Here is a 20,788-nt window from a genome sequence, read left to right on the forward strand (position 1 = left end):
GCTTTATGCAGATTAAATACCTCGCTCGCCCCCCCGGCCGAATTGCCCGTCTACACTCGAAACATTCCCCCGAGCCATAACGAGACCGTTATGCCCAGATTGCCGACCGTGCTTTTTTTGCTGTCGCTGATGACCTGGACCGCAACGGCTGGCGCGTTGACTCTGACCGACGACGAACGTAGCTGGCTGACAGCCCACCCCGACTTGCGCCTGGGTGTCGATGCGTCGTGGCCACCCTTTGAGTTTCGCGACGAACAGGGCCGCTACCGGGGCCTTGCGGCGGACTATATCGACCTGATCCGTCGGCGCCTGGCCATCAAGCTCACACCCATCGAGCCGGTCAGCTGGACGGTCGTCCTGGAGCAAGCCAAAAAGGCCAAGCTGGACCTGTTGCCGGGCATCATGTCGACCCCTGAGCGCCAGTCATATTTATCATTCACCCGCCCCTACCTGGATTTCCCGATTGTCATTCTTGCCCATGTCGGTGGCCCCCAGCCGCGTAAAATCGAAGACCTGTATGGCCTGAAAATCGCCGTGGTGGAAAACTACGCGCCCCACGAACTGTTACGCACCCACAATCCCGACCTCAACCTGGTGGCGATGCCCAACGTCAGTTCAGCATTGCAAGCATTGGCAACCGATGAAGTGGACGCAGTGGTTGGCGATCTCGCCTCCAGCGTCTGGAGCTTGCGGCAGCTCAAGCTGGACGGGCTCTATGTCAGCGGCGAAACACCCTATCGCTATCAACTGGCCATGGGTGTACCGCGGAACAACAAGATACTGGTCGGTATCCTCGACAAGGTCCTCGCCGACATGACCCCGAGTGAAATCAGCGCCATCCAGGAGCACTGGGTCGGCAACGTACTCGATCATCAAACGTTCTGGTCCGATCTGCTGGTTTACGGGCTACCGGGTATGTTGCTGCTGATCACCGTGCTGGCGGTGGTCATCCGCATCAACCGTCGATTAAGCTCTGAAATCGCCCGCCGGGTGGACCTGGAACAGGAACTGCGCAGCAGCGAATATCATTATCGCGGGCTGGTGGAGAGCCTGTCGGCTATCGCCTGGGAAGCGCGAATCAGCGATTTCACCTACAGCTATGTATCACCCCATGCTGAGGATTTGCTCGGATATCCGCTGTCTCATTGGCTGATTCCGGGCTTCTGGCGCAACATCATTCACCCCGCCGACCTGACCCGCGCCCAGGCCTTCTGCGACCACGAAGTTTTGGCCGGACGCGATCACAGTCTCGATTACCGAGTCATCACGGCCGATGGGCGCTGCATTTGGGTCCGCGACATCGTCAGCCTGATCGAACACGGGCATGAACCGATAATGCGCGGGCTGATGATCGACATCAGCGACGCCAAGCGCACCGAAGAAGCGCTGCGCCTGTCAGAACAGAAGTTCGCGTCGGTATTCCAGCAATGCCCAGACATTTTGGTCATCGCGCGACTCTCCGACGGCTGCCTGCTGGAGGTCAATAACGCGTTTGAAGAACAGATTGGACTCAAAGCCGAAGACGTCATCGGCCGGACCGCCACTGACCTGAACATCTGGGGCATACCCGGCGTAGGGCCGGGATTGTTGCAGCGATTGCAGGCCGGCAGCATCCGCAACCTGGAGATGCCCTTTCGTCGCAGTAACGGGCAGGTGTTTACCGGCCTCATCTCTGCTGAACCGTTTGATCTCGATACCACACCGGCGCTGGTGGTGGTGGTACGGGACATCAGCCAGCTCAAGGAAACCCAGCAGCAACTGCAAACCTCCGAAGAAAAATTCGCCAAGGCTTTCCACGCCTCTCCCGACGGCTTGTTGCTGTCCCGACAGAGTGACGGCCTGCTGCTGGAGGTCAACGAGGGCTTCAGTCGCATCACGGGCTTCAACAGCGCCATGTCTGTCGACCGCTCGGCGCTGGACTTGGGGATCTGGGTCAACCTCAACGAACGCAAACAGATGCTTGACCTGTTGCACCGGGACGGCTTTGTCCGCGACTTCAGCTGCCATATACGCCGCAGCGACGGGCAGATTCGCCTCTGCGAAGTGTCCAGCCGTCCGCTGCCGATCGGCGATGAAGACTGCATGCTGACCATCGCCCGCGACATCACCGAGCGACACCTGATGCAGGAGAAGTTGCAGCAAGCCGCCACGGTGTTCGAGAGCACGGCCGAGGGCGTCTTGATTACCGACACTCAACAGCACATCAGCGCGGTGAACCGCGCATTTACCGAAATCACCGGCTACAGCGAGAGCGAAGCACTGGGTCACACCCCTCGCCTACTCGCTTCGGGCCTGCATGACAGCGCGTTCTACGCGGCCATGTGGCATCAACTGACCGCCGAAGGCCATTGGCAGGGCGAAATTTCCAACCGGCGCAAGAATGGCGAACTCTATCCAAGCTGGCTGACCATCAGCGCGGTGCGCAACCGCGACAAGTTCATCACCCACTTTGTCGCCGTGTTCGCGGACATTTCCAGCCTCAAGCACGCCCAGGCGAAGCTCGACTATCAGGCCCACCACGATCCGCTGACCGGCCTGCCAAACCGCACACTGTTCGAGAGTCGATTGCTGACCGCACTCAATAACCAACAGGAAAACGGTGGCCAGGGTGCGGTGCTGTTCCTCGATCTGGACCGTTTCAAGCACATCAACGACAGTCTCGGTCACCCGGTCGGCGACTTGCTGCTCAAGGGCATTGCCGTGCGCCTCAAGGAGCAACTGCGCGACATCGACACCGTGGCGCGCCTGGGCGGCGACGAGTTCATCATCCTGCTGCCTGGTCTCCAACAGGCCAGCGATGCCGATAATATCGCGGCCAAGTTGCTCAATTGCTTCGGCGCACCGTTCCAGGCCGGCGAGCACGAGTTTTTCATCAGCGCCAGCATCGGCACCAGTCTCTATCCCAAGGACGGGGTTGATGTCGCCACACTGGTCAAGAACGCCGACGCGGCGATGTATCGCTCCAAGGCCAAGGGCCGGAACCGGGTCGAAAGCTACACCCGCGACCTCACCGCACAGGCCAGCGAGCGGGTGGCGCTGGAGCATGAACTGCGACGCGCCATCGAGCGCAATGAGTTGCACCTGCACTACCAACCAAAAATCAGCCTCGACAACAATCGCCTGGTTGGCGCAGAAGCGCTTATTCGCTGGTGCCACCCGACCTTTGGCGAGGTGCCGCCGGAACACTTCATTCCGCTGGCCGAAGAAAACGGCATGATTCTGCAAATCGGCGACTGGGTCCTCGAGACGGCCTGCCGACAAATGTTTGAATGGAATCAGCTCTACGAATGCCTCGGCCCACTGTCGGTCAACCTCGCGGGCGCTCAGTTGCGCCAGCCGAACTTGCTGGTGCGGATCGAACAATTGCTTAGGGACAACCGCCTCAAGCCCGGCTTCCTGCAACTGGAAATCACCGAAAACTTCATCATGAGCCAGGCCGAAGAAGCGCTGGCGGTGCTGCATCAACTCAAACACCTGGGCGTGCAACTGGCGATCGACGATTTCGGCACCGGCTACTCATCCCTGAGTTACCTCAAACGCCTGCCGCTGGACATCCTCAAGATCGACCAGTCTTTCGTCCGCGGCCTGCCGGATGATCCCCATGATGCGGCGATCGTCCGCGCCATTATCGCCTTGGGCCGCAGTATGCAATTTACTGTGATTGCCGAGGGCGTCGAGACCCAGGCACAGCAGCAATTCCTGGCCATGGAAGGGTGCGAGCAGATCCAGGGCTACATCGTCAGCCTGCCCTTGCCACCGGAAGAATTCGCCGCGACGTTTCTTCGTATAGCTGTTTCAGACTTTTCGGATAGCACAGCCGAGAAACCATCGCTATAATCCGCGACCTACTGAGGGCCTATAGCTCAGTTGGTTAGAGCAGAGGACTCATAATCCTTTGGTCCACGGTTCAAGTCCGTGTGGGCCCACCAAACAAGAAAGCCGCGCAATGCGCGGCTTTTGCGTGTCTGGTGATAGGCTTTTACAGATACTTTTTATCGCTCAGTTGGCAAAGTTCTCGATCTTGACCTGCCCCTCGGGAAAGGTTGCGATGATTTCCAGCTCGCCTCCCATAGCGCGGATATAGTTACGCAGCGTGCTGATGTACATGTCGGTACGTCGCTCCATCCTGGAAATTGCCGCCTGATTGACATGCAGCGTCTTGGCCAGCGTTTCTTGGCTCAATGCCTGAGCCTGGCGCAACTCGTGTAACGGCATTTCCGCCCGCAGTTTCTGAAACAACGCGTCGACACGCTCTTGAGATTCAGGAGAGCGCCGCGCCACCAAATCAGCGAATTTTTTAGCCATTCTCATAGCCCTCTTTCTTCAATGTTTCCAAATGCTCGTCGTACAGACGTTCGGCTAGCGGTACATACTCCAGATACCAACGATCCTGACCGGTTTTGTCACCGCCGATCAGCAGGATCGCGCAGCGTCGTGGATCAAAGGCATACACACACGGTAAGGCCTGCCAGCGTGTTGCACTCGCAACTCACGGAGGTTGCCATGCCGCCCCCCCTTGATATCGCTGGTGTGCGGAAAACCCAAATGCGGTCCGTCATCGCCCAGCAACATGACCGTGACCTGGACCGAGTCCTGCTCAGCATCATTGAGGCGATCCCACCAGGCCTCAAACTCATCGGTATATTCAACGTCCCACTTCATACAAATATGCCACCAAAGGAATATAACCTCAAAGGAATAAATGTATGAGTTCTAGGGGCCGTTCGACTACCCTGATTCCAGTGACAATTGTTAACGATGATTTCGGCAGATCGTTTACCCACCGCCAATCGATTGAAGAGTAACCCTGACGGCGCAGGGGGATTCGTTTCACTCAACTGCTCAATAACTCCAGCGTTTGTAAAATCGCTCGCCGAGTTTAGTTTTGCTTACTTAAGGTGTCGCAATATCGGATGACGCCCGCAGACCTTGTAGGCAAACTCCGAATCTCGCGGTTGGGCACTTTGATGCCTTGTTGCGCTTTTCTTCGACGGGATACTCTCCGGACGTCGCTGACCATTCAGCGATCGGGCTTGGAAACCCGTCGAAATTATTCGCAACAGCGCCTTTCACGATTGCACAGGCTTTTCTAGCTTGCGTTCTTGAGTTATGGCGGCTGTGCGCGGGACGTCTTCGGGCGTGCCGGTTTCCTAATTTCCCGGTTTTCCAACCTGCGCACAGCTGTCACCCATTCGCTTGGAAACGAATGCGACAGCCCTTCAAATTAGGAGCTACACCATGACAAAAACAAATCCGCCCGAACCCTCAGAACTGAAAACCATCGGCTTCACGCCCCTGATTTACTGCTCAAACGAAGCGCTGTTCAACGTCCGCGGCGGTGTCCCGATCAGCGATGCGCTGGCACAAGCTTCCGATTTTCTGTTCCTCGCCAAGGCGCTTACCGTGGATGCCGGCTATGCAAAAGACACCGATTACCACGCTTGGGCTGCTCATTATTTGACGGCGATGAGTAAAGCGGTAATCGATGATGTGGTGAAGGTGCTGACACGGCGCCCTATTCGGACGGGCAAAGAAACCGCCGAGTAGCGGCAACTCCAACAGGCAGTCAAAAAATCTCAGGCGCAACACGCTTCCTGTAGCAGCTGGCGAAGCCTGCGTTCGGCGGCGAAGCCGTCGTGAAATCAGCCGACGCGGTGCATCAGAAACACCTCATGCACAGGTTTTACGACGGCTACGCCGCCGAACGCAGGCTTCGCCAGCTGCTACAGATCGCATTACGGCTTAACTGCGTTTCAGCCTTTACTTAGGCAACGCATACGCAATCACGTAGTCCCCACGATCCGGCGACTGTCGTGCGCCCCCAACCGTCAGCAGGATGTACTGCTTGCCGGTTTTCGGCGACACATAGGTCATCGGCCCGGACTGACTGCCTACCGGCAACCGGGCTTTCCAGATCTCATTACCATTACCCGTATCAAACGCACGCAGGTAGAAATCCTGAGTCCCGGCGAAGAACAACAGACCGGACTGGGTCACCAGGGAAGCGCCGAGGGTCGGCATACCGATCGGAATCGGTAAATGCATGCGAATACCCAGTGGGCCGGTGTCCTGCACTGTGCCGACAGGGACCTGCCACATCAGTTTGTGGGTCTTCAGGTCGATGGCGGACAGGGTGCCGAACGGTGGCTTTTGACACGGAATACCGGCCGCCGAGAGGAAGCGCTCGCGCATCGCACCAAACGGCGTGCCTTCCTGCGGCACCACACCCATTTCGATACCACTGGCCCCGGCGGCGATCTTGTCACGCGGGATCAAGTAGTTGGCCAGGCCCAGGCGCATGTCATTGACGAACATGTAGTTCGTGTTCGGGTCCACCGAGACGCTGCCCCAGTTCATGCCTCCCAACGATCCCGGGAACTGCAGCGCACGATCAAGCCCCGGCGGGGTGTAGACGCCTTCGTGGCGCATGCCTTTGAACTGGATTCGGCACATCAACTGGTCGAACGGCGTGGCGCCCCACATGTCGGATTCGGTCAGGGTCTTGTTGCCGATTGACGGCATGTCTACCGAGAACGGCTGGGTCGGCGAGTAACGTTCGCCGGGCACATTGCCCTGCGGCACTGGACGCTCTTCGACGCGCGCGATCGGCACGCCGGTTTCACGGTTGAGCAGGAAGATCTCACCCTGTTTGGTCACTTGCACCAGGGCCGGTTGTAGGCCGCCCTTGTCGTCCGGCACGTCGTACAGCAGCGGCTGCGCCGGCAGGTCGAAGTCCCACAGGTCGTGGTGGGTGGCCTGGAAGTGCCAGCGCACCTGTCCGGTCTTCACATCGATGGCGACAATGGACGAGTTCCACTTGTCATCGAATGCCGTGCGCTGACCGCCGAAGAAGTCCGGCGTGGCGTTGCCGGTTGGCAGGTACACCAGCCCCAGTTTGGCGTCGTAGGACATGGCCGACCACACATTCGGCGTGCCACGGGTATAGGTCTCACCGGGCGGCGGACGTTTGGTGGTATTCGGGTTGCCCGGATCCCACGCCCACACCAGCTCACCGCTACGCACGTCATAAGCGCGGACGACCCCTGGTGGTTCACCGGTGGAATAATTATCGGCCACACGACCGCCGACGATCACGACGTTACCTGCGACCAGAGGAGTCGACGTCTGCTGGTAGTAACCCGGCTTGACTTCGCCCATGTCGGTTTTCAGGTCGATGGTGCCTTTGGTGCCAAACTCTTCGCACGGTTTGCCGGTTTCAGCATTGATCGAGATCAGACGCGCATCGCCCGTTGGCAGAAACAGGCGTTTCTTACAGGCTGTCGTCTTGTAGCCCAAGAACGCAGGGGCTTCGGAATAACCCAGGCCACGGCAGCGTTGCCAGTTTGGCGCGGAGCCTTGCGGGTCGAACTTCCAGCGCTGAGCGCCGGTATCGGCGTCAAGAGCGAAGACTTTGCCGTAGGCCGTGCAGGTATAGACCGTGTCGCCGATTTGCAGCGGCGTGTTCTGGTCTTCAGCGCCAGCACCGTTGCTTTGCGGGATGTCGCCGGTGCGGAAGGTCCACGCGACTTGCAACGTGCCGATATTGCCTTTGTTGATCTGCTCCAGCGCGGCGAAGCGGTTGCCGGCGGTGGTGTTGCCCCAATGGGCCCAGTCCTTCTGTTCGGTGCCCGGTGCGACCGGCGTAACGGCCGGTTCACTGCTGGCCTTGACCACAGGGGTTGGCACAAACATGTAGGCCAGCGTGGCGACAACGCCGACGCCCAAAATACCGGCGAGGCCATAAGCACCACGGCCCGCCGTCGCGCCCGAAGCGCGCACCAGGGTCGGGTAAATCAGGGCGACAACCAGGCCGATCACGGCAAAGGTCAGCACGCGTGAAACCAGCGGCCAGTATTCGAACCCGGCGTCCCACACCGCCCAGATCGCGGTCAGGATCAGCGCTATGCCATACAGCCATGCACCTTGCGGTTTACGGCGGGCGATCATCAGCCCGGACACCAGCATCGCCAGGCCCATCAGCAGGAAATACCAGCTGCCTCCCAGTGAAACGAGGTAACCACCGCCATAGGCCAGACCGAGCCCGATTAATGCAATCAGAACACCCAGCACCACCAGCCACCCTTTGCCGCCGCCAGCAGCCCCAGAATTATTCATGTCGGAAGTTTTCCCCATTTGTGACAAGCGCTGGACAATGTACCACCTAGTTACTTGTGGCAATTTGGCGGAGATGAAATTGGCATGAACGGTACTGAGACTAGATCAAACATCCGCTATACGGGATGTGCCTGTAACATGTTGACCCACTGATCTGTACTGCCGGAGACAACCTTTGCCTGACACCCGCACGCCCGTTCTTGACGAAATCGACCGCCAATTGATCGCGGCCCTGCAGATCAACGCTCGCGAAAGCGTGGCCATGCTCGCCCGGCAACTGGGCGTTGCCCGCACGACCGTCACGTCGCGGCTGGCACGGCTGGAAAAAGCCAAGGTGATCACCGGCTACGGCGTGCGTTTGGGTCAGCGCGTGGTGGATGGCGGCTTGCAGGCGTACGTCGGAATCACCGTGCAACCGCGCTCCGGCAAGGAAGTGCTGCGGCGCCTCAGCGCGATGGCGCAGGTTCAGCAGTTGTGTGCCGTCAGTGGCGAATTTGATTATGTGGCGTGGTTGCGTACCGATTCGCCAGAGCAGCTGGATCAGTTGCTGGATCAGATCGGCGGTGTGGATGGGGTGGAGAAGACGACCACTTCGATCATTTTAAGTAGCAAGATTGATCGCGGGCAGCCGGTTTGAACGCGATCCATTGTGGGAGCGAGCCGGCTCCGGGCGGCGTTCCGACGAAGGCGGTGGGTCAGTGACTTCAACGTTCAATGGCAAACCGCTTTCGCGAGCAGGCTCGCTCCCACAGTGGACAATGTGCAGCAATAGATAGTCATAATGATCAACAAACCTGCAAAACGACGACACATTGCGTCTTATTAACGTGTTCTACGCTCTCTAAAATGGCTGCCATCATTTCCTATACTCAGACGCGCATCCCGCGTCCGGTCGCCAGCAAGGTCAGCCATGAACAAGAACAATCGCCATCCTGCAGACGGTAAAAAGCCAGTCACCATTTTCGGCCCGGATTTTCCTTTCGCCTTCGACGACTGGATCGAACACCCGGCTGGCCTCGGCAGTATTCCTGCGCACAACCACGGCGCCGAAGTGGCGATCGTCGGCGCCGGTATCGCCGGTTTGGTGGCCGCCTACGAATTGATGAAACTGGGCCTCAAACCCGTCGTCTACGAAGCCTCGAAAATGGGTGGCCGTCTGCGCTCCCAGGCATTCAATGGTGCCGATGGCATTATCGCCGAGCTCGGCGGGATGCGTTTCCCGGTGTCGTCCACTGCGTTTTATCACTACGTCGACAAACTCGGCCTCGAGACCAAACCTTTCCCGAACCCGCTGACGCCTGCGTCCGGTAGCACCGTCATCGACCTGGAAGGCAAAACCCATTACGCACAGAAACTGGCGGATCTTCCTGCACTGTTCCAGGAAGTGGCCGATGCGTGGGCGGATGCGCTGGAAGCGGGTTCGCAGTTCTCCGATATCCAGCAAGCGATCCGCGACCGCGACGTGCCACGCCTCAAGTCGTTGTGGAACACCCTGGTTCCGCTGTGGGACGACCGCACATTCTACGACTTCGTTGCCACCTCCAAAGCCTTCGCCAAGCTGTCGTTCCATCACCGCGAAGTGTTCGGCCAGGTCGGTTTCGGCACCGGCGGCTGGGACTCGGACTTCCCGAACTCAATGCTGGAAATCTTCCGCGTGGTCATGACCAACTGCGATGACCATCAACACCTGGTTGTGGGCGGCGTGGAACAAGTACCGCAGGGCATCTGGCGTCATGTTCCGGAACGCTGCGTACATTGGCCCGAAGGCACCAGCCTCAGTTCATTGCACAGGGGCGCTCCGCGCTCCGGCGTGAAAAAAATAGCCCACGCAGCCAATGGCCGCTTTGCTGTCACCGACAACTACGGCGACACCCGCGAATACGCGGCGGTACTGACCACCTGCCAGAGCTGGCTGTTGACCACCCAGATTGAATGCGACGAAACCCTGTTCTCGCAAAAGATGTGGATGGCCCTGGACCGCACTCGCTACATGCAATCGTCGAAAACCTTCGTGATGGTCGACCGGCCATTCTGGAAGGACAAGGATCCGGAAACCGGCCGCGACCTGATGAGCATGACCCTCACCGATCGCCTGACCCGTGGCACTTATCTGTTCGACAATGGCGACGACAAGCCCGGCGTTATTTGCCTGTCGTACTCGTGGATGAGCGATGCGCTGAAAATGCTCCCGCACCCGGTTGAAAAGCGCGTGAAGCTGGCGCTGGATGCGCTGAAAAAGATCTACCCGAAAGTCGACATTGCCGCGCGAATCATCGGTGATCCGATCACCGTGTCCTGGGAAGCCGACCCGCATTTCCTCGGTGCTTTCAAAGGCGCCCTGCCCGGTCATTACCGTTATAACCAGCGTATGTACGCACACTTCATGCAGGACGATATGCCGGCCGAGCAGCGCGGGATTTTCATCGCCGGCGACGACGTTTCGTGGACGCCAGCCTGGGTTGAAGGTGCGGTACAGACTTCGCTGAACGCGGTGTGGGGCATCATGAAACACTTCGGCGGTGAAACTCACGCCGAGAACCCGGGCCCAGGAGATGTGTTCAACGAGATCGGTCCGATCGCCCTGCCCGAGTAAGAGGAATCCGAAATGCGCGTAGCCCTTTACCAATGTCCACCGCTGCCTCTGGATGTCGCTGGCAACCTGCAACGCCTGCATCAACTGGCGCTGGAGGCCAAGGGCGCAGATTTGCTGGTGCTGCCGGAGATGTTCCTGACCGGCTACAACATCGGCGTCGATGCCGTCAGCGTGCTGGCTGAGGTGCACGACGGTGAATCGGCGCAGCAGATCGCGCGCATCGCCAAGACCACCGGAATCGCCATTTTATATGGCTACCCCGAGCGCACCGAAGACGGGCAAATCTACAACGCCGTGCAGTTGATCGACGCCAACGGCGAGCGCCTGTGCAACTACCGCAAAACTCACCTGTTCGGCGAGCTCGATCACTCGATGTTCAGCGCAGGCGGGGATGACTTTCCGCTGGTAGAGCTCAATGGCTGGACGCTTGGACTCCTGATCTGTTACGACCTGGAGTTCCCGGAAAACGCCCGGCGCCTGGCTTTGGCCGGCGCCGAGCTGATTCTGGTGCCGACGGCGAACATGATTCCCTACGACTTTATCGCCGACGTCACCGTCCGTGCCCGGGCGTTCGAAAACCAGTGCTACGTGGCGTATGCCAACTACTGTGGCCACGAAGGCGAAATCCACTACTGCGGCCAGAGCAGCATCGCTGCGCCGGATGGCAACCGCATCGCCCAGGCAGGTCTGGATGAAGCATTGATTGTTGGCGAACTCGATCGCCAGTCGATGATCGATTCCCGCGCCGCCAATCGCTACTTTCTCGACCGCCGTCCCGAGCTTTACAGCGAGCTGAACAAGCGCTGATACACCGTTATCCGCTAGCATTAGCGCTTCTCTGTACTGGAAGTGCTCATGCCTGCGCTGAATCACCCTCGCCCCTGCACTGAAACCCTGGCCAACGGCCTGCGGGTGACGCTGCGTCACGTTCCCGAGTTGAAGCGTTGCGCTGCCGCGTTACGGGTTTACGCTGGCAGTCACGATGTGTCATTGGCGTGGCCCGGTCTGGCGCATTTTCTTGAGCATCTGCTGTTTCTGGGTACAGAGCGCTTTCCTGCCGACAACGCGCTGATGGCCTACGTTCAGGGGCATGGCGGGCAGGTGAACGCGCGGACCCGCGAACGCACCACCGACTTCTTTTTCGAACTGCCACCTCTCGCCTTTAGCGGCGGGCTGGAGCGTCTGTCAGACATGCTCGCTCATCCGCGCATGAACCTGGACGATCAGCAGCGGGAACGGGAAGTGCTGCACGCTGAGTTTGTCGCCTGGTCGCAAGACGCTAACGCGCAACAGCAGTTGGCCTTGTTCGATGGGCTTTCGCCTGCTCACCCCTTGCGCGGGTTTCATGCCGGCAACCGCGACAGTCTGCCGGTGCTTCGATCTGAATTTCAGCAAGCGCTGGACGAGTTTTATCAGCGGTTTTATCGAACCGGCCAGATGTCCTTGAGCCTCGTCGGCCCGCAGAGTCTCGATGAGTTGACGGCGATGGCTCAGCGCTTTGGCGCTGCGATTCCTGTAGGGGAAGAGGTCCCGCAACAAACGCCTACGCGGCTGATGGCGTCTGCTGCAACCCGTTATCAACAGGTGAACGAGCGGCGCCTCGATCTTCTGTTCACGTTCGAAGCGCTGCCTGAGTCATCGACGCAAGCATTAGCATTTCTGTGTCATTGGTTGAATGCCGCAAAGTCTGGCGGGCTGCTGGCGAAACTGCGAGAGGACGGTTTGGCTGACAGCCTCAAAGCCGTGCCGCTGTATCAATTCGCCGGGCAAGCCTTGCTGCACATCGAATTCGCAACGACTCAACCCGCGAAGGTGATTCAAGAACGGCTTCTGGATTGGCTGGGTTTTTTTGCCTCACATCACGATTGGGAAAACCTGCGCGAAGAATACGCCGCCGTGCTCCAGCGCCAACGGCAAGTCAGCGCTGCGTTGCAACGGGCCCAACAAGACATGGAGCAGATTGAAGCCGGGCTATCCGAAACGGGCGTTGTCGCACTCAAGGACATCCTGATTAAAATCGGCGCTGTGGATAACTTCAGCAGCGAATGGCAATTGCCGACACCCAATCCGTTTTTACGCACCGAGACACCCGCGCCCAGCGCCGGGCTGATTCGCGGCCAAACCAGCAAACACCGGGGTCTGCGCACATTTGCCCAGGATCGCTCGCGCAGCCGTCGCGAAAACTCTTCGATGCAGTTCAGTCAGGCCTTGTCGGATAACACGGTTGACGGTGCGATTTACCTGCGTTGGCGACTCGAGTCCAAACCTCACCCACGCCTGCAATCGAGCCTGGAAAACCGCCTGCAACCATTGCGTGAAGAGGCTCGTCAGGCAGGCGTGGATTTTTCCTTCAGTGCATCGGGCAATGAGTGGCTGCTCAAAATGACCGGACTGCAGGAGCCGATGCCAACAGTCCTCGAACATGCACTGAAAGAACTGACAAACGCTGATGCCGGTTTCTCACCAGAAGCATCGAAAAGCACTGCGCTGTTGCCCATTAAACAACTGCTGAAGGCCCTGCCCGATTATTGTCTGGCGCCCACGGCTGTCTCTGATGATTTGCAGCAGCTCTGGTCCAGTGCACGCTGGGAGGGTCTGGCGACCGGCCTGTCGGCGCAGACTCAAGCGGCGATGTCGTTTGCGTTGAGCCGCATGCCCGGTACTGCGGGTATTCAAGCGTTGCCTGCCCTCTCGATCAACTCACAACGCCTCTGGACCCAACTCGATGTGGATTCCAGCGAACATGCATTGCTGCTCTTCTGTCCGACCGCTAGCCTGGATATGGCCGATGAAGCCGCCTGGCGTTTACTCGCTCATGTGTGTCAGACGCCGTTCTATCAGCGCCTGCGAGTGGAGATGCAACTGGGCTATGCCGTATTCAGCGGCCTGCGCCAGATCCATGGCCAGACCGGGATTGTGTTTGGTGTGCAATCACCCGGCGTCGCCACTTTGGACCTGCTGGGACATATCGAACATTTCCTGCGGGGCCTGGAAGGGATGATCGACAACATCGATGACGTGACTTTCAACGGCCAGCGCCAGGCACTGGCCAATCAATTCGATAGCGCGGCGCTGCCTGATACACAGGCCGCCGAAGTGCTCTGGCAGGGCAAATTGGCCGGCCACTCGTCGGATTATTTGTCGCAAATACCCCAGGCGATTCGACTCACCGATCGCCCGGCACTTGTGGCTGCGGCCCGCCGGCTGAATCACGCCGAGGGCGGCTGGCGCTGCCTGGCCAGCGGACCTTGCCCAGACGCGTCCTGGCAAGTGACAAAATGATCATTACCAACGCTGCAATGAGCTTTCTCAAAGATTCACGGGTAACCATGCTGTTATTTTGAGTAACATAGCCACCTAACTATCTGAACATCTCCCACTGGAGATGGACTATATGTATAGATACCCCCTGTCCCGTCACCCGAAGGAGCGCTCCCATGTCCTGGTCCAAACCTGCTTACACCGACCTGCGTATCGGCTTTGAAGTCACCATGTATTTCGCAAGCCGCTAAGTTCTGCCGTCAGGTAGAGAGCTTGGTTCAACGCCTCGGTTTGCCGAGGCGTTTTTATTTTCAGTGTTGAAATGATGGAGCACCCATGTTTGTCCAGATTCTAGGTTCCGCCGCCGGCGGTGGTTTCCCCCAGTGGAACTGCAACTGTGTGAACTGCGCAGGTTTTCGCAGCGGGACCCTGCGGGCCAAGGCGCGGACCCAGTCGTCCATCGCGATTTCCGATGACGGCGTGAACTGGGTGCTGTGCAATGCCTCGCCGGACATCCGCGCTCAGCTCCAGAGCTTTACCCCGATGCAACCGGGCCGCGCCCTGCGCGATACCGGCATCAGCGCGATCATCCTGATGGACAGCCAGATCGACCACACCACCGGCCTGCTCAGCCTGCGTGAAGGTTGTCCACATCAGGTCTGGTGCACTGACATGGTCCATGAAGACCTGAGCACCGGCTTCCCGCTGTTCACCATGCTGAACCACTGGAATGGCGGGCTGACCTGGAACCGCATCGAGCTCGACCGCAGCTTCATCATCCCGGCCTGCCCGAACCTGCGCTTCACCCCATTGCCGCTGCGCAGCGCCGCACCGCCCTACTCGCCGCACCGCTTCGACCCGCACCCGGGCGACAACTTAGGCCTGATCGTCGAAGACCTGAACACCGGAGGCAAACTGTTTTATGCGCCCGGCCTGGGCAAGGTCGATGCGCCACTGCTGGACATCATGGCGAGCAGCGATTGCCTGTTGGTCGATGGCACGATGTGGGATGACGACGAAATGCAACGCCGTGGCGTCGGCACCCGCACTGGCCGGGAAATGGGCCACCTGGCGCAAAACGGCCCCGGCGGTATGCTGGAGGTGCTGGAACAACTGCCACAGCCGCGCAAAGTGCTAATCCATATCAATAACACCAACCCGATTCTGGATGAGGATTCGCCAGAGCGCGCGGAGTTGGTGCGGCGTAATGTTGAAGTGGCGTATGACGGCATGAGTATTGTGTTGTAGGACATCGAGACCACTGCGCGGTCTATCGCGAGCAGGCTCGCTCCCACAGGGGATCGCATTCCAATGTGGGAGCGAGCCTGCTCGAAGACATCAGACCAGACACCACAGAATCTAGCGGTTGTTCCCGGAGAACCGAAATGACTGACACCGCAATGTCCCCTGCCGAATTCGAAGCCGCCCTGCGAGCGAAGGGTGCCTACTACCACATCCATCACCCCTATCACGTGGCGATGTATGAAGGCCGGGCGACCCGCGAACAGATCCAGGGTTGGGTCGCCAACCGCTTCTATTATCAAGTGAACATTCCCCTGAAGGACGCCGCCATTCTCGCCAACTGCCCGGATCGGGAGGTTCGTCGCGAGTGGATTCAGCGTCTGCTGGACCACGACGGCGCCCCCGGTGAAGACGGCGGTATCGAAGCCTGGCTGCGTCTGGGCCAGGCCGTCGGCCTCGACCCGGATCAGCTGCGTTCGCAGGAGTTGGTGCTGCCCGGTGTGCGTTTCGCCGTGGATGCCTACGTCAACTTCGCCCGCCGGGCCCGTTGGCAGGAAGCCGCCAGCAGCTCGCTGACCGAACTGTTTGCACCACAAATCCACCAATCGCGACTGGACAGCTGGCCGCAGCATTACCCGTGGATCGACCCGACCGGCTACGCGTATTTCCGCACACGTCTGGGTCAGGCGCGACGCGACGTGGAACACGGTCTGGCGATCACCTTGCAGCACTACACAACGCGGGAAGGCCAGGAGCGCATGCTGGAAATTCTCCAGTTCAAACTGGACATTCTTTGGAGCATGCTCGATGCCATGAGCATGGCCTACGAACTGAACCGCCCGCCGTATCACAGCGTGACCGAGCAGCGGGTCTGGCACAAAGGAATCACTTTATGAGTTTTGATCGCAGCAAGACCCCAACCTGGCGTCAGGGCTACCGTTACCAATACGAACCGGCGCAGAAAGGCCACGTGCTGCTGTACCCGGAAGGCATGATCAAACTTAACGAAAGCGCCGCAATGATTGGCGGGTTGATCGACGGCCAACGCACCGTCGCGGCGATCATTGCCGAACTGGACGCGCAGTTCCCCGGCGTACCCGAGCTCGGTGAGGACATCGAGCAATTCATGGAGGTCGCCCGTGCTCAGCACTGGATCGAACTTGCCTGATTCCGTGTCAGACACGTTACCGCCCAAACCGGACATCGGCCTGCCCTTGTGGTTGCTGGCCGAGCTGACCTATCGCTGCCCGCTGCAATGCCCGTACTGCTCCAATCCGCTGGACTTTGCCGAGCAAGGCAAAGAGCTGAGCACCGAGCAGTGGATCAAGGTGTTCCGCGAAGCTCGGGAGATGGGCGCAGCGCAGTTGGGTTTCTCCGGTGGTGAACCGCTGGTGCGCCAAGACCTCGAGGAACTGATCACCGAGGCACGCAAGCTGGGTTTCTACACCAATCTGATCACCTCCGGCATCGGCTTGACCGAGCAGAAAATCAGCGACTTCAAAAAGGCCGGCCTGGATCATATCCAGATCAGTTTTCAGGCCAGCGACGAGCAAGTGAACAACCTGCTGGCCGGCTCAAAAAAGGCCTTTGCCCAGAAGCTCGAAATGGCCCGTGCGGTGAAGGCCCACGGCTATCCGATGGTGCTGAACTTCGTGACCCATCGGCACAACATCGACAAGATCGACCGCATTATCGAACTGTGCATAGCCCTTGAGGCGGACTTCGTCGAACTCGCCACCTGCCAGTTTTACGGTTGGGCGCAGCTCAATCGCGTCGGTCTGTTGCCGACCAGGGAGCAACTGGTCCGGGCCGAACGCATCACCAATGAATACCGCGCCAAACTGGAAGCCGAAGGGCATCCGTGCAAGCTGATCTTCGTCACGCCGGACTATTACGAAGAACGCCCGAAAGCCTGCATGAATGGCTGGGGGAGTATTTTTCTGACGGTCACGCCGGACGGCACTGCCTTGCCTTGTCATGGCGCCCGACAGCTGCCGGTGCAATTTCCCAACGTGCGCGACCACAGCATGCAGCACATCTGGTACGACTCGTTCGGTTTCAATCGCTTTCGCGGCTACGACTGGATGCCCGAGCCGTGCCGCTCCTGCGATGAGAAAGAAAAAGACTTCGGCGGCTGTCGGTGTCAGGCGTTCATGCTCACAGGGGACGCGAGCAACGCCGACCCGGTGTGCAGCAAATCAGAACATCACGGCGTGATCCTCAAGGCCCGCGAAGAAGCCGAGCACGCGACCCAGACCATCGAACAATTGGCCTTTCGCAATGAACGAAATTCACGACTCATCGCTAAAAGCTGAACCCTTCAGCGCTATCAGGGCTGTCGCCGCCGGTATCGACTTTGCCGAATTGCAGGTCGGTCGCCATGGCCTGTTCTGGAACGAATACCGTCCAGAGGATGCAGCCTGCCGCCTCTGGCATTGGCGTGATGGCCAGGCGCATTGCCTGACACCGGCGGGCTTCAGTGTGCGCAGTCGGGTGTACGAATATGGCGGTGGAGCGTTTTGCCTGACCGATGACGGGACAGTGTTCGTCAACGAGGCGGACCAGCAGCTGTATCGACAATCGCTCAAGGGCGAAACGCCTGAGGTGCTGACTTCAGGCGTTTGCCGCTACGGCGATCTGCAGTTCGCCAACGGTCAGGTACTCGCGGTTGAAGAGAACCGTGATCGGCATCGTTTGGTGGCTATAGATCTGGCTGATGGCAGGCGTCATCTGCTGGCCGAAGGCGCCGACTTCTACGCCGCTCCGACGCTGAGTCCGGACGCGCAACGCTTGGCGTGGATCGAATGGAGCCGCCCGGATCAGCCATGGACAGCGACCCGCCTGATGGTTGCCGAGCGCCAGAACAAGGACGGTTTTGCTGCACCGCGATGCGTCGCCGGCAACGGTCTCCGGGAATCGTTGCAACAGCCGCGATTTGATTGTCACGGCCGTCTGTATTGTCTGACGGATCGCGGCGGTTTCTGGCAGCCCTGGGTGGAATCGTCAGAAGGCTTGAGTCCTTTGCCAAGTGCCGAAGCGGACCATGGACCGGCGCCTTGGCAGCTGGGCGGCAGCACTTGGTTGGCACTGAGCGAAAGCAGCTATCTGGCAAGCTGGACCGAAGGCGGGTTTGGCCGACTGGGCCTTTGCGGTGACATCGGTGAAGATTTCACCGGTGCTTACAGCCGCTTCCGCCATCTCGCACTGGATGAGCAATTCATTTACTGCATCGCCGCGTCGCCGATCAGTTCGACGGCGGTCATTGCTATCGACCGCGATACCCGACAGGTCAAGGTACTGGCCGGCGGGGTTGCACCGTTACCTGCCAAGCAGATCAGCGTTGCGCAAACCCTGCGCTACCCAAGCGGATCAGGCGAGGCTCACGGTTTCTTCTATCCGGCAATGAACGGCGACGTGAAACCGCCACTGGTGGTGTTTATCCACGGGGGGCCGACATCAGCGTGCTACCCGATGCTCGATCCGCGCATCCAGTACTGGGCGCAACGCGGCTTCGCTGTCGCTGACCTCAACTACCGTGGCAGCAGCGGCTATGGCCGAGCCTATCGCCAGGCGCTGCATTTGAGTTGGGGCGAGGTGGATGTGGAAGACGCCTGTGCGGTTGTCGCCCATCTCGCCGAACGCGGATTGATCGACGGCGACAACGCGTTTATTCGCGGTGGCAGTGCCGGGGGTTACACCACCCTTTGCGCGCTGGCCTTCCACAACGTCTTCCGCGCCGGCGCCAGCCTTTATGGCGTCAGCGACCCCGTTGCGCTCGGCCGGGCGACCCACAAATTTGAAAGTGATTACCTGGATTGGCTCATTGGCGATCCGGTGCAAGATGCCGAACGCTACGCCGCGCGGACGCCGTTATTGCACGCGAGCAATATCAAGGTGCCAGTGATTTTCTTTCAGGGGGAACTGGATGCGGTGGTTGTGCCGCAACAGACGCGGGACATGGTCACGGCGCTGGAAGGTAACGGCTTGCTGGTTGAAGCGCATTACTACGCGGACGAACGTCATGGCTTTCGCAAGGCTGGCAATCAGGCCCATGCGCTGGAGCAGGAGTGGTTGTTTTATCGGCGGGTGATGGCGTTGGCGGACTGACGTCGGCGCTTAGTGCAGATATGGCGGTGCCTCATTCGCGAGCAGGCTCGCTCCCACATTCGACCGACAAAAAAACGCCCCACGTCGAAAGAATCAGGCATGGGGCGACGCGTTATACCGCGAGACGGTTCGGGAATGTGTGTAGGTAAGGTCCGATCAGACCGCAATCCCTTTGCGGCACTGCAATTGCGCGGTGCGTACGCGTGAGAACGCACGGGCCAGGCGCAGGAGCATTTCGTCGATGTTGGCTTTGCTGACGGTGAGGGCTGGCGTAAAGCGCAGGCAATCGGGTTGCGGGGTGTTGAGCAGCAAGCCTTCGTATAACGCAGAGTTTACGACGGCGTCAGCTGAATCGTCAGACAGTGTCAGTCCCCAGAGCAGTCCTTGCCCGCGTAATTCGCCGTGACCATATCGATAGGACAAACGCTCCAGGCCTTCGCGCAAGTGCTGACCGGTGTCCTTCACATGGTCGAGAAAGCCCTTGTCCTGGACGCTGTCGAACACGGCAAGTCCTGCCGCCGTCATTAGTGCATTGCCATGATGGGTGCCCATCATTTCGCCGATGTCGAAACAGCAGGCCTTGCCTCGCGCCAGCAACGCGGCCAATGGCACGCCACCGCCGAGCCCTTTGCCGAGGGCAATAATGTCTGCCCGAACGCCATAGGACTGTTCGGCGAGCAACGTGCCACAACGGCCCATGCCGGTTTGCACTTCGTCGAAGATCAACAGGATGCCCAGCTCACGACACAGGCGTTCGACGCCCTTGAGGTAATGCTCGGTGGCGGGAATCACACCCGCTTCGCTCTGGATGGGTTCGAGCATGATCGCGACGGTCTGCGCGTCGATCGCCGCATGCAATGCGCGAAGGTCATTGAATGGCACGTGGTGGAAGTCCGGCGTCGAAATCATCCCCAGGCTACGACCATGGCAGCCCTTGCTGGCAACGATAATGCGCGAAGCGCCGCCACGATGTCGTTGACCCCATTTACGCGCCAGCTTGATCGCCGCCTCACAGGCTTCACTGCCGCTGTTGAGCAGGTACGCCTGGTCACTGCCGGTGCTTGCGCACAGACGGTCGGCTAGGCTGAGCATGCCGCGGTTATGCACGCCGAAACCGGGATTGATCAGCGACTGCGCCTGCGCCGTGATGGCGTTGACCAGTACCGAGGGGCTGTGCCCAAGGCTATTGGCCCCCCCACCCTGGGAGAAATCCAGATAGGCGCGATCATCGCTGTCCCACAACCACGAGCCTTGGCCACGTACAAAAATGTGTTTCGGCCGCTCGACACTGGGCATCAAGCACTCGCTGCAAAGGTTATCGTCCCTGGATGGCTGAGTATGGTCCACGAACAGGTCATCAAGGCTCGGTGGATTGCGACGCAAACTGAACAGATTCAATTGAAAACACCTCGTCCGAGGTTTTTTGCCTTACCTATGTAAACACCACCAAAGTAAACGGTATTCATAGCG

15 protein-coding genes, 1 tRNA gene and 1 pseudogene are annotated in these 20,788 nt (G+C 59.2%); 13 read left to right on the forward strand and 4 right to left on the reverse strand.

The window, feature by feature from the left end; translation table 11 throughout:
- Nucleotides 1–90 precede the first annotated feature (90 nt).
- Nucleotides 91–3,837, forward strand: coding sequence for a bifunctional diguanylate cyclase/phosphodiesterase (locus tag AC1MDT_RS19605; RefSeq protein ID WP_480418549.1), 3,747 nt, complete (start codon nucleotides 91–93; stop codon nucleotides 3,835–3,837).
- 15 nt (nucleotides 3,838–3,852) lie between these two features.
- Nucleotides 3,853–3,929 (forward strand) — tRNA-Ile (locus AC1MDT_RS19610).
- Between the two features lie 70 nt (nucleotides 3,930–3,999).
- On the opposite strand, the gene AC1MDT_RS19615 is transcribed toward AC1MDT_RS19610, so the two are convergent.
- Complete coding sequence (locus AC1MDT_RS19615; protein WP_480418550.1) at nucleotides 4,000–4,305, reverse strand: XRE family transcriptional regulator; 306 nt, start codon at nucleotides 4,303–4,305, stop codon at nucleotides 4,000–4,002.
- Nucleotides 4,298–4,662: pseudogene (locus AC1MDT_RS19620) on the reverse strand (type II toxin-antitoxin system RelE/ParE family toxin). The gene AC1MDT_RS19615 and the pseudogene AC1MDT_RS19620 overlap by 8 nt, the downstream one beginning before the upstream one ends.
- A 576-nt stretch (nucleotides 4,663–5,238) precedes the next feature.
- On the opposite strand from AC1MDT_RS19620, the gene AC1MDT_RS19625 reads away from it, so the two are divergent.
- Nucleotides 5,239–5,547 (forward strand): DUF3077 domain-containing protein, encoded by a 309-nt coding sequence (locus tag AC1MDT_RS19625; protein ID WP_480418551.1) that lies wholly within the window; start codon nucleotides 5,239–5,241, stop codon nucleotides 5,545–5,547.
- A 213-nt stretch (nucleotides 5,548–5,760) separates the two neighbouring features.
- Here the strand turns inward: AC1MDT_RS19625 and AC1MDT_RS19630 are convergent, their stop codons facing one another.
- Nucleotides 5,761–8,115 (reverse strand): glucose/quinate/shikimate family membrane-bound PQQ-dependent dehydrogenase, encoded by a 2,355-nt coding sequence (locus tag AC1MDT_RS19630; protein WP_480418552.1) that lies wholly within the window; start codon nucleotides 8,113–8,115, stop codon nucleotides 5,761–5,763.
- A gap of 175 nt (nucleotides 8,116–8,290) precedes the next feature.
- On the opposite strand from AC1MDT_RS19630, the gene AC1MDT_RS19635 reads away from it, so the two are divergent.
- From AC1MDT_RS19635 to AC1MDT_RS19680, 10 genes are all read left to right on the forward strand, one after another.
- Entirely contained in the window at nucleotides 8,291–8,752 is a 462-nt protein-coding gene (locus AC1MDT_RS19635) for an Lrp/AsnC family transcriptional regulator (protein ID WP_480418553.1), read from the forward strand.
- A gap of 273 nt (nucleotides 8,753–9,025) precedes the next feature.
- Nucleotides 9,026–10,708 (forward strand): flavin monoamine oxidase family protein, encoded by a 1,683-nt coding sequence (locus AC1MDT_RS19640; protein WP_201115999.1) that lies wholly within the window; start codon nucleotides 9,026–9,028, stop codon nucleotides 10,706–10,708.
- A 12-nt stretch (nucleotides 10,709–10,720) separates the two neighbouring features.
- A complete protein-coding gene (locus tag AC1MDT_RS19645) occupies nucleotides 10,721–11,515 on the forward strand; it encodes a carbon-nitrogen hydrolase family protein (RefSeq protein WP_480418554.1) in 795 nt (264 codons plus the stop codon).
- Nucleotides 11,516–11,563: 48 nt separating this feature from the next.
- Nucleotides 11,564–13,990: a pyrroloquinoline quinone biosynthesis protein PqqF gene (gene pqqF, locus AC1MDT_RS19650; RefSeq protein ID WP_480418555.1), complete on the forward strand. Its 2,427-nt coding sequence runs from the start codon at nucleotides 11,564–11,566 to the stop codon at nucleotides 13,988–13,990.
- A 155-nt stretch (nucleotides 13,991–14,145) separates the two neighbouring features.
- On the forward strand, nucleotides 14,146–14,220 hold the full coding sequence (gene pqqA, locus AC1MDT_RS19655) for a pyrroloquinoline quinone precursor peptide PqqA (protein ID WP_009045898.1): 75 nt from the start codon (nucleotides 14,146–14,148) through the stop codon (nucleotides 14,218–14,220).
- 85 nt (nucleotides 14,221–14,305) lie between these two features.
- Nucleotides 14,306–15,217 (forward strand): pyrroloquinoline quinone biosynthesis protein PqqB, encoded by a 912-nt coding sequence (gene pqqB, locus AC1MDT_RS19660; protein WP_480418556.1) that lies wholly within the window; start codon nucleotides 14,306–14,308, stop codon nucleotides 15,215–15,217.
- Between the two features lie 137 nt (nucleotides 15,218–15,354).
- The gene (pqqC, locus tag AC1MDT_RS19665; RefSeq protein ID WP_480418557.1) at nucleotides 15,355–16,107 is read left to right on the forward strand and encodes a pyrroloquinoline-quinone synthase PqqC; all 753 of its coding nucleotides are present in this window, start codon (nucleotides 15,355–15,357) and stop codon (nucleotides 16,105–16,107) included.
- Nucleotides 16,104–16,379, forward strand: coding sequence for a pyrroloquinoline quinone biosynthesis peptide chaperone PqqD (gene pqqD, locus AC1MDT_RS19670; RefSeq protein ID WP_480418558.1), 276 nt, complete (start codon nucleotides 16,104–16,106; stop codon nucleotides 16,377–16,379). The genes pqqC and pqqD overlap by 4 nt, the downstream gene beginning before the upstream one ends.
- A 4-nt stretch (nucleotides 16,380–16,383) precedes the next feature.
- Nucleotides 16,384–17,526, forward strand: coding sequence for a pyrroloquinoline quinone biosynthesis protein PqqE (gene pqqE / locus AC1MDT_RS19675; protein ID WP_480422830.1), 1,143 nt, complete (start codon nucleotides 16,384–16,386; stop codon nucleotides 17,524–17,526).
- Nucleotides 17,492–19,318, forward strand: a complete 1,827-nt coding sequence (locus AC1MDT_RS19680; RefSeq protein ID WP_480418559.1) for a S9 family peptidase — start codon at nucleotides 17,492–17,494, stop codon at nucleotides 19,316–19,318. Before pqqE ends, AC1MDT_RS19680 begins: the two co-directional genes overlap by 35 nt.
- 156 nt (nucleotides 19,319–19,474) lie before the next feature.
- On the opposite strand, the gene AC1MDT_RS19685 is transcribed toward AC1MDT_RS19680, so the two are convergent.
- Nucleotides 19,475–20,716: an aspartate aminotransferase family protein gene (locus AC1MDT_RS19685; protein ID WP_480418560.1), complete on the reverse strand. Its 1,242-nt coding sequence runs from the start codon at nucleotides 20,714–20,716 to the stop codon at nucleotides 19,475–19,477.
- Nucleotides 20,717–20,788 lie beyond the last annotated feature (72 nt).

Source organism: Pseudomonas sp. ASL7, assembly GCF_056680375.1.

Excerpts from the sequence above, each read along its gene's own strand:
- AC1MDT_RS19605 (WP_480418549.1), top strand. The coding sequence starts at position 91 with ATGCCCAGATTGCCGACCGTGCTTTTTTTGCTGTCGCTGATGACCTGG.
- AC1MDT_RS19615 (WP_480418550.1), bottom strand. The coding sequence starts at position 4,305 with ATGGCTAAAAAATTCGCTGATTTGGTGGCGCGGCGCTCTCCTGAATCT.
- AC1MDT_RS19625 (WP_480418551.1), top strand. The coding sequence starts at position 5,239 with ATGACAAAAACAAATCCGCCCGAACCCTCAGAACTGAAAACCATCGGC.
- AC1MDT_RS19630 (WP_480418552.1), bottom strand. The coding sequence starts at position 8,115 with ATGAATAATTCTGGGGCTGCTGGCGGCGGCAAAGGGTGGCTGGTGGTG.
- AC1MDT_RS19640 (WP_201115999.1), top strand. The coding sequence starts at position 9,026 with ATGAACAAGAACAATCGCCATCCTGCAGACGGTAAAAAGCCAGTCACC.
- AC1MDT_RS19645 (WP_480418554.1), top strand. The coding sequence starts at position 10,721 with ATGCGCGTAGCCCTTTACCAATGTCCACCGCTGCCTCTGGATGTCGCT.
- pqqF (WP_480418555.1), top strand. The coding sequence starts at position 11,564 with ATGCCTGCGCTGAATCACCCTCGCCCCTGCACTGAAACCCTGGCCAAC.
- pqqB (WP_480418556.1), top strand. The coding sequence starts at position 14,306 with ATGTTTGTCCAGATTCTAGGTTCCGCCGCCGGCGGTGGTTTCCCCCAG.
- pqqC (WP_480418557.1), top strand. The coding sequence starts at position 15,355 with ATGACTGACACCGCAATGTCCCCTGCCGAATTCGAAGCCGCCCTGCGA.
- pqqD (WP_480418558.1), top strand. The coding sequence starts at position 16,104 with ATGAGTTTTGATCGCAGCAAGACCCCAACCTGGCGTCAGGGCTACCGT.
- AC1MDT_RS19680 (WP_480418559.1), top strand. The coding sequence starts at position 17,492 with ATGAACGAAATTCACGACTCATCGCTAAAAGCTGAACCCTTCAGCGCT.